At 73.1% G+C, this 12,495-nt stretch carries 11 protein-coding genes, 1 rRNA gene and 1 pseudogene; 2 read left to right on the top strand and 11 right to left on the bottom strand.

What is annotated here, in order from left to right:
- Nucleotides 1-203: 203 nt before the first annotated feature.
- The 4 genes from recN to ACIPXC_RS26995 form a co-directional block, all read right to left on the bottom strand.
- A complete protein-coding gene (gene recN / locus ACIPXC_RS27010; RefSeq protein WP_401623443.1) occupies nucleotides 204-1,928 on the bottom strand; it encodes a DNA repair protein RecN in 1,725 nt (574 codons plus the stop codon).
- Between the two features lie 144 nt (nucleotides 1,929-2,072).
- The gene (locus ACIPXC_RS27005; RefSeq protein WP_381885551.1) at nucleotides 2,073-2,981 is read right to left on the bottom strand and encodes an NAD kinase; all 909 of its coding nucleotides are present in this window, start codon (nucleotides 2,979-2,981) and stop codon (nucleotides 2,073-2,075) included.
- Nucleotides 2,978-3,793, bottom strand: a complete 816-nt coding sequence (locus tag ACIPXC_RS27000; protein WP_401623318.1) for a TlyA family RNA methyltransferase — start codon at nucleotides 3,791-3,793, stop codon at nucleotides 2,978-2,980. The genes ACIPXC_RS27005 and ACIPXC_RS27000 overlap by 4 nt, the downstream gene beginning before the upstream one ends.
- 7 nt (nucleotides 3,794-3,800) lie before the next feature.
- Nucleotides 3,801-4,133 (bottom strand): hypothetical protein, encoded by a 333-nt coding sequence (locus tag ACIPXC_RS26995; RefSeq protein ID WP_401623315.1) that lies wholly within the window; start codon nucleotides 4,131-4,133, stop codon nucleotides 3,801-3,803.
- 65 nt (nucleotides 4,134-4,198) lie between these two features.
- Between ACIPXC_RS26995 and ACIPXC_RS26990 the strand changes: the two genes are divergently transcribed.
- On the top strand, nucleotides 4,199-4,546 hold the full coding sequence (locus ACIPXC_RS26990) for an SCP2 sterol-binding domain-containing protein (RefSeq protein WP_401623312.1): 348 nt from the start codon (nucleotides 4,199-4,201) through the stop codon (nucleotides 4,544-4,546).
- A 57-nt stretch (nucleotides 4,547-4,603) separates the two neighbouring features.
- Here the strand turns inward: ACIPXC_RS26990 and ACIPXC_RS26985 are convergent, their stop codons facing one another.
- The 4 genes from ACIPXC_RS26985 to ACIPXC_RS26970 are packed head-to-tail and all read right to left on the bottom strand — an operon-like array spanning nucleotide 4,604 to nucleotide 8,671.
- Nucleotides 4,604-5,437, bottom strand: coding sequence for an ABC transporter ATP-binding protein (locus ACIPXC_RS26985; protein ID WP_401623309.1), 834 nt, complete (start codon nucleotides 5,435-5,437; stop codon nucleotides 4,604-4,606).
- 17 nt (nucleotides 5,438-5,454) lie between these two features.
- Entirely contained in the window at nucleotides 5,455-6,456 is a 1,002-nt protein-coding gene (locus ACIPXC_RS26980; protein WP_401623441.1) for a FecCD family ABC transporter permease, read from the bottom strand.
- A gap of 41 nt (nucleotides 6,457-6,497) precedes the next feature.
- Nucleotides 6,498-7,556 (bottom strand): FecCD family ABC transporter permease, encoded by a 1,059-nt coding sequence (locus ACIPXC_RS26975; protein ID WP_401623306.1) that lies wholly within the window; start codon nucleotides 7,554-7,556, stop codon nucleotides 6,498-6,500.
- A 50-nt stretch (nucleotides 7,557-7,606) separates the two neighbouring features.
- Nucleotides 7,607-8,671, bottom strand: a complete 1,065-nt coding sequence (locus tag ACIPXC_RS26970; protein ID WP_401623303.1) for an HAD hydrolase-like protein — start codon at nucleotides 8,669-8,671, stop codon at nucleotides 7,607-7,609.
- An 87-nt stretch (nucleotides 8,672-8,758) separates the two neighbouring features.
- On the opposite strand from ACIPXC_RS26970, the gene ACIPXC_RS26965 reads away from it, so the two are divergent.
- Nucleotides 8,759-10,030 (top strand): DUF1015 family protein, encoded by a 1,272-nt coding sequence (locus tag ACIPXC_RS26965; protein WP_401623300.1) that lies wholly within the window; start codon nucleotides 8,759-8,761, stop codon nucleotides 10,028-10,030.
- 72 nt (nucleotides 10,031-10,102) lie between these two features.
- Here the strand turns inward: ACIPXC_RS26965 and ACIPXC_RS26960 are convergent, their stop codons facing one another.
- From ACIPXC_RS26960 to rrf, 3 genes and pseudogenes are all read right to left on the bottom strand, one after another.
- Nucleotides 10,103-10,930, bottom strand: coding sequence for a hypothetical protein (locus ACIPXC_RS26960; protein ID WP_401623439.1), 828 nt, complete (start codon nucleotides 10,928-10,930; stop codon nucleotides 10,103-10,105).
- 552 nt (nucleotides 10,931-11,482) lie between these two features.
- Nucleotides 11,483-12,298 (bottom strand): annotated as a pseudogene (locus ACIPXC_RS26955) (hypothetical protein); the annotation flags it as partial.
- 106 nt (nucleotides 12,299-12,404) lie between these two features.
- Nucleotides 12,405-12,495 (bottom strand): 5S ribosomal RNA (rrf, locus tag ACIPXC_RS26950); the annotation flags it as partial.

The raw sequence follows: 12,495 nt of genomic DNA, 5'->3' as shown, positions 1-12,495 counted from the left end.
GTCCGCACGAGCGTTCCGGGAGCATACGGGTGCGGATCCTGTGCGAGATACGGCAGGACACCTTCCGGCCTCACTCACACGACGTAAGTGGAATCCGGAGAGTGACGCCCCGATCGATCTCTTTCAGGTCCGAAACGGTCTTTCGTGGACAAGCGGAGGGCCCGGAACGTTATGCGTCCCGGGCCCTGGGGTGGTGTTCGGACTCACACGTCGGCGCGCGCCGCCGCCAGCAGTTCCTCGGCGTGCGCCCGCGCGGAGACGGAGTCCTCGTGCCCCGCGAGCATGCGCGACAGCTCGCGGACCCGGTCCTCGCCCTCCAGGACGGTGACCCCGCTGCGGGTGACCGAGCCGTCGTTGGTCTTCTCCACCAGCAGTTGCCGGTCGGCGAAGGCGGCCACCTGCGGCAGGTGGGTGACGACGACGACCTGTGCCGACCTGGCCAGCTTCGCCAGCCGCCGGCCGATCTCGACGGCCGCCTTGCCGCCGACGCCGGCGTCGACCTCGTCGAAGAGGTAGGTGGGCACGGGGTCGGTGCCCGCGAAGACGACCTCCACGGCGAGCATCACGCGGGACAGCTCACCGCCCGAGGCGCCCTTGGCGATCGGCCGCGGCTGGGCGCCGGGGTGCGGGGCCAGCAGCAGTTCGACCTCGTCGGCGCCGGAGGGTCCGTAGGCGACCGGGCGGCCGTCCACGTCCACTCCTTCGGGGTCCTCGGTCTGCCGGATGTCGATCGTCACCCGGGCGTGCGGCATCGCGAGCGACGCCAGCTCCGCCGTCACCGCCGAGGCGAAGCGGGTCGCCGCCTCCACCCGGGCGTCGGTCAGGGCCTGGGCCAGCAGCGACAGTTCGGAGCGCAGCCCGTCGCGTTCCGCGGTCAGCTCGGTGATCCGCTCGTCGTCGCCGTCCAGTTCCAGCAGGCGCGCCGCGCCCTGTTCGGCCCATGCCAGTACGGCCTCCACGGTGCCCCCGGTGCCGTACTTGCGCGTCAGCTGGGTCAGGGCCGCCCGGCGCTCCTCCACCGCGGCCAGCCGCAGCGGATCGGCGTCGAGGTCGTCGGCGTAGCCCGCCAGTTCCCCGGCCACGTCGGACAGCAGGATGCCGAGTTCACCGATCCGCTCGGCGAGCGCGGCGAGCGCCGGGTCGTGCGACCGTACGGCCTCCAGCGCCCGGTGGGCCCCGGCGACGAGCATGTTCGCGTCGATGGCCTCGGGGTCCTCGGGGTTGCCCGCGACCGCCGCGTGCGCCGCCTGGGCCGCCTGGGCGAGCGCTTCGGCGTGCCCGAGTCGTTCCGCCTCGGCCGCCAGCTCGGCGTCCTCGCCGGCCACCGGCTCCACGGCGGCGATCTCGTCGAGTCCGAAGCGGAGCAGGTCCGCCTCCTGGGCCCGTTCCCGGGCCCGGGTGGTGATCTCGTCGAGTTCCACGGCGACCGCGCGCAGCCTGCGGTAGGCCGAACCGTACTTCTCCAGCGGGACGGCGACGGCGTCCCCGGCGTACCGGTCGAGCGCCTGCCGCTGCCGGGCCGGCCGGAGCAGGCCCTGCTGGTCGGTCTGCCCGTGTACGGCGACCAGGTCGTCGGCGAGTTCGCCGAGCAGGCCGACGGGCACGGAGCGACCGCCGACGTGGGCGCGCGAACGGCCCTCGGCGGACACGGTCCGGCTGATCAGCAGGGCGCCGTCGTCGAGCTCGGCGCCCGCCTCCTCGGCGCGTACCGCGGCCGGGTCGTCCGGGCGCATGACGATGCGGCCCTCGACCATCGCGGCCTTGGCCCCGATCCGTACCAGGGCCGGGTCGGCGCGGCCGCCGAGCAGCAGCCCGAGGCTGGTGACGACCATCGTCTTGCCGGCGCCGGTCTCGCCGGTCACCGCGGTGAAACCGGGCGACAGCTCGACCACCGCGTCGTCGATGACCCCGAGCGACCGTATCCGCATCTCCTCAAGCACGGGACGACGATACCGAGGTTTCCCGGGTGCCATGTGACGTCACCCGCCCCGAGTTTCTCGAACGCGTGTGCTATTAATGCTCTCGCGGCGGGCGCCGCACGGCAACACCCGCAATCCCGGCCGGGCTTGCCGTCAGTGGGGTGCGCCCCGCCAGCCCGACACCGGCAGCGCGAACTTCGCGACGAGCCGGTCGGTGAACGACGCGTGGTGCAGCCGGGCGAGCCGTACGGGCACGGCCCCCCGCCGGACCTCCACCCGGGCCCCGGCCGGCAGCTCCAGCGTGCGCCGGCCGTCGCACCACAGGACCCCGTGCGGGGTGCCGTTCTGCACCTCCACCGCGAGCACCGAGTTCGGCGAGGTCACCAGCGGCTTCGCGAACAGCGCGTGCGCGCTGATCGGCACCATCAGCAGCGCCTCCACCTCCGGCCAGACCACCGGCCCGCCCGCGGAGAAGGCGTACGCCGTCGAACCCGTCGGAGTCGCGCAGACGATCCCGTCGCAGCCGAAGCCGGTCACCGGGCGCCCGTCGATCTCCAGGACGACCTCCAGCATCCGCTCCGGGGACACCTTCTGGACCGCGGCCTCGTTCAGCGCCCAGTCCCGGTGGACGACATCGCCGTTCGTACGCACGATCACGTCGAGGGTCATCCGCTCCTCGACCTCGTACGAACGCGTCACCACCCGGTCCACGACCTTGTCGAGGTCGTCGCGCTCGGCCTCCGCGAGGAAGCCGACCCGGCCCAGGTTGACGCCCAGCATCGGCACGCCCGAGGCGCGCGCGAACTCCGCACCCCGCAGCAGGGTCCCGTCGCCGCCCAGCACCACCAGCAGCTCGCACCCGTCGAGCACCCCCGGCGTGGACTCGGTGACGAGCTCCACCTCCGGCGGCAGCGGCAGGTCCACCGCCTCGTGCTCGAAGACCCGTACGCCCAGCCCGCAGCGCAGCAGTCCCTTGACGACCAGCTCGGCGCTGCGGATGGCCGCCGGCCGCCCGGTGTGCGCGAGCAGGAATACGGTCCGTTCCCCCGGAAATTCTGTCACTGAGGCCCCTCCGCAACTGCACGGTCAACGTCCGCCGGGTCGAGTGCCGGTGCCCCCGCCCTCAGCCACAGAAAGTACTCCACGTTCCCCGACGGCCCCGGCAGCGGACTGGCGGTCACCCCGAGGACGCCCAGACCCAGCTCCGCGGCCCGGACGGCGACCTCGCGCACGGCCTCCGCCCGCAGCTCCGGGCTGCGCACGACGCCGCCGCTGCCCAGCCGCTCCTTGCCGACCTCGAACTGCGGCTTGACCATCAGCACCAGGTCGGCGTCGGGCGCCGTGCACCTCACCAGCGCGGGCAGCACCAGGCCGATCGAGATGAAGGACAGGTCGCCGACGACGAGGTCCACCGGGACGCCGTCGAGCTGTTCGACCGTCAGCTCGCGCACGTTCGTACGGTCCTTCACGGTGACCCGGTCGTCGCTCTGCAGCGACCAGGCGAGCTGCCCGTAGCCGACGTCGACCGCCATCACGTGGGACACGCCCGCGCGCAGCAGCACGTCGGTGAAGCCTCCGGTGGACGCGCCCGCGTCCAGCGCCCGACGGCCCTCGACCCGCAGGCCCTGCGGCCGGAAGGCCGCGAGGGCGCCCGCGAGCTTGTGTCCGCCGCGCGAGACGTAGTCGGGGTCGGCGTCGTCCTTGAGGACGACGAGGGCGGCGCTGGTCTCGACCTGGGTGGCGGCCTTGGTCGCGGTGGTGCCGCCCACGGTCACCCGGCCCGCAGCGATCAGCTGCGCGGCGTGCTCGCGCGAGCGGGCCATGCTGCGGCGTACCAGTTCGGCGTCCAGGCGGCGGCGTGCCACTCCTGCCACGTTCGGTTCAGCTCCTGTTGTCGTACGGTCCGGGGACGGGCGGTGCGTCCAGCGCGGTCAGCGCCTCACGCAGCCCCCGGTGAACATCCTCGTACACCTCGACGTGTCCGTCGGCCGTGAGGTGGTCCGCGTCCGCCAGCCGCGCCAGGTGCGCGTCCACCCCGGCGTGGCCGGTGGGGGTGCGTACGACGCCCAGCGGCGCGGGCCCGGCGGGACCGGCGGGACCCGCGGGCTCGGCAGGCTCGGCGGGACCCGCGGGCTCCACGGGGGCTTCCGCCCCGGCTCCGGCGTCGGCCGCGCTCGGGGCCCCGGCCCGGGTCTCGGCTGCTTGGTCGGTCATGCCACGACGCTACCCCGAAGCGCCCCCACGGCCACGCGCGGCTCTGCGGTACGGTCGTGATCACGATGGCTACGATCCAGGAGTGCCGTGACGCACTCGACCGACTCTCCGACAACCTTCAGCGGGCCGAGGCCGGCGTGCGCGGCGCGGCCGCGTCCGACCGGTCCCTCAGCTGCCACATCACGGACCTGGACCAGACGTTCACGGGCCACCTCGACGGAGGCCGGATCCGCGTGGACGCGGTCGCCCCGGGCCCGCCCGCGCACAAGGCCGAGATCCGCCTCGCGATGACCGGCGACGACCTGGTCTCCCTGGTCGCGGGCGAACTGAAGTTCGCGAAGGCCTGGGCCTCCGGCCGGGTCAGGCTGGAGGCCGGCTTCCGCGACCTGCTGCGACTGAAGAGCCTGCTCTAGCCAGGTCCTGTCGTCACAGCGGCGCCGCGGGCCGGGCGGGACTTCGACGACAGAGCCCTACGAGAGCCCGGCCGCCGGCTCCCGGACCTCGGCGGCCACCTGTGCGCGGGGGCGCCGGGCCGCCGGGATCACCAGCGGGGTTCCCGTCTCCGGGTCGTCGATGACCTGGCAGCGCAACCCGAACACCTGCTCCACGAGCTCCGCGGTGACGACCTCCTGCGGCGGCCCCTCGGCGATGACCTTCCCGCCCCGCATCGCGATCAGGTGGGTGGCGTAGCGGGCGGCGTGGTTGAGGTCGTGCAGCACCGCGACGAGCGTGCGCCCCTGGGTCTCGTGCAGTTCGGCGCACAGGTCGAGCACGTCGATCTGGTGCTGGATGTCCAGGTACGTCGTCGGCTCGTCGAGCAGCAGCAGCGGGGTCTGCTGCGCCAGCGCCATGGCGATCCACACGCGCTGCCGCTGCCCGCCCGACAGCTCGTCCACCGCACGGTCGGCAAGCTCGGCGACCCCGGTCGAGGCCATCGACTCGTTCACGATCCGCTCGTCCTCGGGCGACCACTGCCGCAGCAGCCCCTGGTGCGGGTACCGGCCGCGCGAGACCAGGTCGGCCACCGTGATGCCGTCGGGCGCGATCGAGGACTGCGGCAGCAGACCGAGGGTCTTGGCGACCTTCTTCGCGGGCATCGACCCGATGGCCTGCCCGTCCAGCAGCACCCGCCCCTCGGACGGCTTCAGCATCCGCGACAGGGCCCGCAGCAGCGTGGACTTGCCGCAGGCGTTCGGGCCGACGATCACCGTGAAGGAGTTGTCGGGGATCTCCACCGACAGGTTCTCGGCGATGACCCGCTGGTCGTAGCCGAGGGTCACGTTCTCCGCGGTCAACCGCTGCACTTGCGCACTCCTGAGGTTCATATACGTCCTGCCTTGCGCTCGGTGACGAGCAGCCAGAGCAGATAGACACCGCCGACCAGCCCGGTCACCACGCCCACCGGCAGCTGGTCCGCGCCGAAGGCCCGCTGCGAGGCCCAGTCCGAGAGCAGCAGCACCACCGAGCCCATGAGGGCGGCGGTCAGCAGGTTGGCACCGGGCGAGCGGGTCAGCCGCCGGGCCAGCTGCGGCGCCGCCAGTGCCACGAAGCTGATCGGCCCGGCCGCCGCGCTCGCCGCCGTGGTCAGCAGGATGGCCGCCAGCATCAGCAGCATCCGGGTGCGCTCCACCCGCACCCCCACCGCGTACGCCGCGTCGTCACCCATCTCGATCATCCGCAGGGCCCTGCTCTGCCCCAGCACCAGCGGGAACAGCACCGCACAGGTCAGCAGCAGCGGCCACACCTGCGCCCAGTCCCGGCCGGCCAGCGAACCGGTCAGCCACACCATCGCCCGCGAGGCCTCCACCAGCTGGGCCTTCGTGATCAGGTACTGGATGACGGCCACCAGCATCGCGGACGCGCCGATGCCCACCAGAACCAGCCGGTAGCCGTGGATGCCCCGCCTGTACGCCAGCAGGTAGACGGCGGCGCCGGCCAGCAGTCCGCCGAGCAGCGCGCCGACGGCGACCGCGGTCGCCGAGCCGTTCAGCAGGATGATGACGACGAGGGCGCCGACCGCGGACCCGTACGAGAAGCCGAGCAGGTCGGGCGAACCGAGCGGGTTGCGGGTCACCGACTGGAAGACGGCTCCGGCCATCCCGAGGGCCGCGCCGACCAGCAGGGCGACCAGCACCCGGGGCAGCCGCAGGTCGTTGACGATGAAGTCGTTGGCGGGGGTGCCGTTGCCGAGCAGGGTCTGTACGACATCCCACGGCGCGATGTCGAAGTCGCCGGTGCCGATGAGCAGCACGGCCATGACGAAGGCGCCGAGGACGAGCAGGGCACCGACGGCCAGGGCGCGCCGCTCGATCCGCAGCGACATCCCGCCCGGGAGCCGCACGGGACGTGCTTTGGCGGTCACGGTCACAGCTGGGCCATCCTCTTGCGCCGGACGAGGTAGATGAAGACGGGCCCGCCGATGAGCGCGGTGACGATGCCGACCTGGAGCTCGGCGGGCCGGGTGACGACCCTGCCGACGACGTCCGCGCCGAGCAGCAGGACGGGCGACAGGACGGCCGAGTAGGCGAGCACCCAGCGCATGTCCGGTCCGGTGAACACGCGCACGAGGTGCGGGATCATCAGGCCGATGAAGACGATGGGACCGCAGGCTGCGGTCGCCGCACCGCAGAGCAGGGTGATGGCGAGCATCGCGCCGACCCGGGTCCGCGTCAGGTTCGCACCGAGGGCTCTGGCCGTGTCGTCGCCCATCGCCATGGCATTGAGCGGTCGGCCGAGCGCCAGCGCGAGCACCGCGCCGACCAGCAGGAACGGGGCGACCTGCCGGACGGTGTCCATATTGGCCGAGGCCAGCGAGCCCACCGTCCAGAAGCGCAGCTTGTCCAGCGCCTTGCTGTCCATCAGCTGCACGGCGTTGATGTAGCCGACGAGGGCCGCACTGGCGGCCGTACCGGCGAGTGCGAGGCGTACCGGTGTGGCGCTGCGGCTGCCGCCGAGCACGTACACGACGACGGAGACGACGGCGGCGCCGAGGAAGGCCCACCACACGAACTCCGACAGCGAACTCGCGCCGAGGAAGCTGATCGCGGACACCACGGCGGCCGCGGCGCCGGCGTTGACGCCGAGGATGCCGGGCTCGGCCAGCGGGTTGCGGGTCAGCGCCTGCATGACCGCACCGGACAGGCCCAGCCCGAGCCCGACCATCAGCCCGAGGAGGGTACGCGGGACCCGGAGGTCCCGCACGACCACGTCCGAGGTGGTTCCCGAGTAGTGGAAGAGGCCGTGCCAGACCTCTTCCAGGGGCATCTGCCTGGCACCCACGGAGATGCTCACCACCGCGACGAGGGCGAGCACCACGAGGGCGACGGCCAGACCCGCCGCGCGCGCGGCATGGCGTGGGCGGGCGACGGCGTCCGGCGGGGGCGCCGCACTCGGCCCGGATTCGGGAGGACTCTCAACCAACACGGAGGTTAGGTTAGCCTAGCCTCCACCCCGAACGGACCTCCGGAGGGCCCTCAAAGACCAAGCCTGGCCAGCGCCTTCGCCGCGTCCAGCGTGCACACGCCCTCCGCGGCGGCCGTCCAGGCCGCCGCGCACAGCGCCCGCAGCCCGTCCATCGGGTCCCGGCCCGCTTCGCCGTCCGCACCGGTCTCGTCGTCCTCGCACAGTTCGAGCACACCGCTGTTGAGCGCGACCGCCGTCCACCCGCCGCAGCGGAACCCCTCCGCGGCCGGCACCACCTCCGGCTGCCCGGCCAACAGCCCGCGCAGGTCCCGGTCCACATAGGTCGGCCGGTGCCGGGGCTCGGCACGCAGCAACTGCTCCGCGTCGGTCACCCCGGTCATCACCAGCAGCGAGTCCACCTCCCCGTTGAAGGCGCCCTCGATGTCGGTGTCCAGCCGGTCCCCGACGACCAGCGGCCGCTTCGCCCCGGTCCGCAGCACCGTCTCCCGGTGCATCGGAGGCAGCGGCTTGCCCGCCACCTGCGGCTTGGCACCCGTGGCGATCCGCACGACCTCGACGGCCGCCCCGTTGCCCGGCGCGATGCCCCGCGCGCCGGGGATCGTCAGGTCGGTGTTCGACACGTACCACGGCACACCGCGGTTGATCGCGTACGAGGCCTCCGCGAACCGGCCCCACGCCAGGTCCGGCCCCCCGTAGCCCTGCACGACCGCCGCGAGCCCCTCCTCGTCGGCGGACTCGACCGGCACCAGCCCACGTTCGCGCAGCGCGACCCGCAGCCCCTCCCCGCCGATCACCAGCACCTTGGCCCCCGGCTCCACCTGCTCCGCGATCAGCCGGGCCACCGCCTGCGCCGAGGTGATCACCTCGGCCGCCTCCGTCGGGATGCCCAGCTCTCCCAGGTGCTCCGCGACGGCTTCCGGGGTCCGCAGGGCGTTGTTCGTGACGTACGCCAGGTGCATGCCGTCCGCGCGGGCCGCCACGAGGGACTCCACGGCGTGGCCGATGGCCCGCCCGCCCGCGTACACCACACCGTCCAGGTCCAGGAGAGCGGTGTCGTACGCCTGGTGCAGACTCTGGTCACACGCCGCGGGACTGGTCCTGATCTGCCGGGTCATTCTGGCCGCTCCCTCTGTGATCGATCTTGTCCGATTCCCTACTGCCCCGATCATCCCGCATGACGAGACGCGACTTACCATGCACTAATGACCACTCCTGGCACCGCGGACCACGGACTGCGCCTCATCCCGTTCCATGGCCTGCGCTACGTCCCCGAGCGTGTCGGCAGCCTCGCCGCCGTCACCTCGCCGCCGTACGACGTGGTCGTGCGCCCCGACGGAGTCGACCACCTCGAATCCGCCGACCCGCACAACATCGTCCGCCTGATCCTCCCGCAGGCCGGCACCCCGGCCGCGCGCAACGAACAGGCCGCGCGCACCCTGCGGGACTGGCTCGCCGAAGGCGTCCTCTGCGCCGACCCCGAGCCCGCGCTGTACGTGTACGAGCAGCGCCGGGCCGGGCTGCTGCAGCGCGGCGTCATCGGCGCCCTCGCCCTGTCCACCGCCGACGCCGGCATCGTCCTCCCGCACGAGGACGTCATGCCGGACGTGGTGACCGACAGGGCCGGCCTGATGCGCGCCACCTCCGCCAACCTCGAACCCCTCCTCCTCACCTACCGGGGAGACGATCCCGGCACAGGTGCGGCGGCGGTCGTCGAGCGGACCGCCCAGCGCGCACCGCTGCTGTCGACCACCACCGAGGACGGCTTCCAGCACCGCCTGTGGGCCATCACGGACCCGGCCGAACTGGCCTGCGTCACTGCTGATCTCAGCCACCGCCAGGCCCTCATCGCCGACGGCCACCACCGCTGGGCGACGTACCTGCGCCTCCAGGAGGAGCACGACTCCCCCACCGCGTGGGACTTCGGCCTGGTGCTGCTCGTGGACACCGCCCGCTACCCGCTCCAGGTCCGCGCCATCCACCGGATGCTGCGCCGCCTGCCGGTCGCCGACGCGCTGGCCGCCGTCGCCGGTCACTTCCGGGTCCGCCCCGTCGACGGGCCGCTCCCGCTGGCCCTGGACGCCCTCGCGGACGCCGCGGAACGCGGCAACGCCTTCCTCCTCACCGGCGACGGCACCTTCCACCTGGTCACCGATCCCGATCTGGCCCTCCTCGACCGCACGGTCCGTCACGACCGCCCCGAGGCCTGGCGCCGGCTGGACGCCACCGTGCTGCACGCGACGCTGCTCGAAGCGCTCTGGCAGGTGCCGGACACCCCCGACCAGATCACCTATATCCACGACGCCGCCTCCACGGTGGCCATGGCCGAACGCCACGGCGGCACCGCCGTCCTGCTGCATCCCGTACGCGAGGAGGTCGTGCGCGACCTCGCCCGCCAGGGTGTCACCATGCCCCGTAAGTCCACGTCCTTCGGGCCGAAGCCGGCCACCGGCCTGGTGCTGCGCGGACTGGGCTGAGGTCTCCCGGACACGGAGAAGGGCGGTACCCCGGTCGGGGTACCGCCCTTCTCGCCGTCACTGCGACGTGGCTCAGGCCTTGTCGCCGCCGCGGACGTCGGTGTCGGCCGCGGACTGCTCCAGCGGCTCGTACTCCTCGTCGTCCTCGTCGTAGTACTCGGTGACGTCGGTGGCGCGCTCGGCCGCGGCGACCTCCGCCGGGTCCTCGTCGTCGTCCTCGTCGTCGACCAGGTTCTCGACCCCGTCCCGGTCCTCGTCGTCGGACAGGTCCGCGGCGTCGACGAACTCGACGCCGTCGAGCTCGGCGAGACGGTCGGAGGCGTCGGTGGCCCCGTCCTTGTCCGCTTCGAGGGCCTTACCGAACCACTCGCGGGCCTCGTCCTCGCGACCGGCCGCCAGCAGGGCGTCGGCGTAGGCGTACCGCAGGCGCGCGGTCCACGGCTGGACGGCGTTGGACGCCAGCTCGGGGCTCTGCAGGGTCACGATGGCCGCTTCGAGCTGCCCCTGGTCCCGCCGCGCGCCGGCCGCGACCAGACGCATCTCGACCTGGCCGGCCTTGTCGAGCTTCTGGACCTCGGGCTCACCGGCCATGGCCAGCGCCCGCTCGGGACGGCCGAGGCCGCGCTCGCAGTCGGCCATGACGGGCCACAGCTCGACGGAGCCGGTCATCCGCTTGGCGGCGCGGAACTCCGCGAGGGCCTCGCTGTACTTCTGCGTGGCGTAGGCGGCGAAGCCGGCGGCCTCGCGGACGGCTGCGACACGGGAGGCCAGGCGCAGGGCGATGCGCGAGTACGCGTACGCCTGCTCGGGGTCCTCGTCGATCAGCCGGGCGACCATGACCAGGTTCTTGGAGACCTCTTCGGCCAGGCCCTTGGGCAGGCTCAGCAGCTCCTGACGCACATCGGCGTCGATCTCGAGACCGGTGACGTCCTCGTCGATGGGAAGACGCTTGACCGGGTCGCGGTCGCGGTCCGAGCGGTACCCGCGGTCGCCGCCGCGGTCGTCGCGACCCCGGTAGCCACCGCGGTCGTCACGGCCGCCGCGGTAACCACCACGGTCGCCGCCCCGGTCGTCGCGGCGCGGGTAGGACGGACGGTCCCCGCCGCGGTCGTCACGGCCGCCGCGGTACCCACCACGGTCGTCGTCGCGACGCGGGTACGAGGGACGCTCGCCGCGGTCGCCCCGGTCGTCACGACGGGGGTAGGACGGACGGTCGCCGCCGCGGTACCCACCACGGTCGTCGTCGCGACGCGGGTACGACGGACGGTCGCCCCGGTCATCCCGACGCGGGTACGACGAGCGCTCGCCGCGGTCGTCACGGCGGGGGTACGAGGGACGCTCGCCCCGGTCGTCACGGCGCGGGTAGGACGGACGGTCGCCGCCGCGGTCGTCACGGCCGCCGCGGTACCCACCACGGTCGTCGTCGCGACGCGGGTACGACGGACGCTCACCCCGGTCATCCCGACGCGGGTACGAGGGACGGTCACCGCCGCGGTCGTCGCGACGCGGGTAGGACGGACGGTCGCCCCGGTCGTCACGGCGCGGGTAGGACGGACGGTCGCCACCGCGGTCGTCACGCCCACCGCGGTACCCACCACGGTCGTCATCGCGACGCGGGTACGACGGACGCTCACCCCGGTCGTCACGGCGGGGGTACGAGGGACGCTCACCTCGGTCATCCCGACGCGGGTACGAGGGACGGTCACCGCCCCGGTCGTCGCGACGCGGGTAGGACGGACGGTCGCCCCGGTCGTCACGGCGCGGGTAGGACGGACGGTCGCCACCGCGGTCGTCACGCCCACCGCGGTACCCACCACGGTCGTCATCGCGACGCGGGTACGACGGACGCTCACCCCGGTCATCCCGACGCGGGAAGCTGGGACGGTCGCCGCCACGGTCGTCGCGACGGGGGTACGAGGGACGGTCACCGCGGTCGTCGCGGCGGAAGGAGGGACGCTCGCCCCGGTCGTCACGACGCGGGTAGGACGGACGGTCCCCGCCACGGTCGTCACGGCGGAAGCCGCCACCACCACCGCCGCCGGAGGGACGCCCGCCACGGTCGTCGCGACGGTAGCCACCGCCGCCACCGGCCGGCCTGCCGCCGCGGTCGTCGCGACGGAACGGGGGACGGTCGCCCCCACGGTCGTCACGGCCCCCGCGGTAGCCGCCCCTGTCACCGCCGTCGTTGCGACGAGGCTCGCGCTCCGGACGATCGTCGGGAGAGTTGGACATGGGTGTGACTCCTGTCTTCGGGGTACCGCTAGTCATTCTCGCGCAACCAACCCATGGCCGCGCTTCGGCGTAAAGAAGTGAAAAAACAAAAAGGACCCTTGGTCCAGCGTTGAACGCTGGACCAAGGGTCCTTTGAAAGATTGTTCGGCGGCGTCCTACTCTCCCACAGGGTCCCCCCTGCAGTACCATCGGCGCTGAAAGGCTTAGCTTCCGGGTTCGGAATGTAACCGGGC

It is taken from the genome of Streptomyces sp. NPDC090021, from assembly GCF_044748225.1.
In the GTDB taxonomy this organism is placed as follows: Bacteria; Actinomycetota; Actinomycetes; order Streptomycetales; family Streptomycetaceae; genus Streptomyces.
This window is presented reverse-complemented; position numbering and strand designations above follow the sequence as displayed.

What these genes read in the sequence shown, in the direction of transcription:
- ACIPXC_RS26970 (WP_401623303.1), bottom strand. Translation starts at nt 8,671, where the DNA reads ATGACCCGGCAGATCAGGACCAGTCCCGCGGCGTGTGACCAGAGTCTG.
- recN (WP_401623443.1), bottom strand. Translation starts at nt 1,928, where the DNA reads ATGCGGATACGGTCGCTCGGGGTCATCGACGACGCGGTGGTCGAGCTG.
- ACIPXC_RS26980 (WP_401623441.1), bottom strand. Translation starts at nt 6,456, where the DNA reads ATGTCGCTGCGGATCGAGCGGCGCGCCCTGGCCGTCGGTGCCCTGCTC.
- ACIPXC_RS26995 (WP_401623315.1), bottom strand. Translation starts at nt 4,133, where the DNA reads ATGACCGACCAAGCAGCCGAGACCCGGGCCGGGGCCCCGAGCGCGGCC.
- ACIPXC_RS26965 (WP_401623300.1), top strand. Translation starts at nt 8,759, where the DNA reads ATGACCACTCCTGGCACCGCGGACCACGGACTGCGCCTCATCCCGTTC.
- ACIPXC_RS26990 (WP_401623312.1), top strand. Translation starts at nt 4,199, where the DNA reads ATGGCTACGATCCAGGAGTGCCGTGACGCACTCGACCGACTCTCCGAC.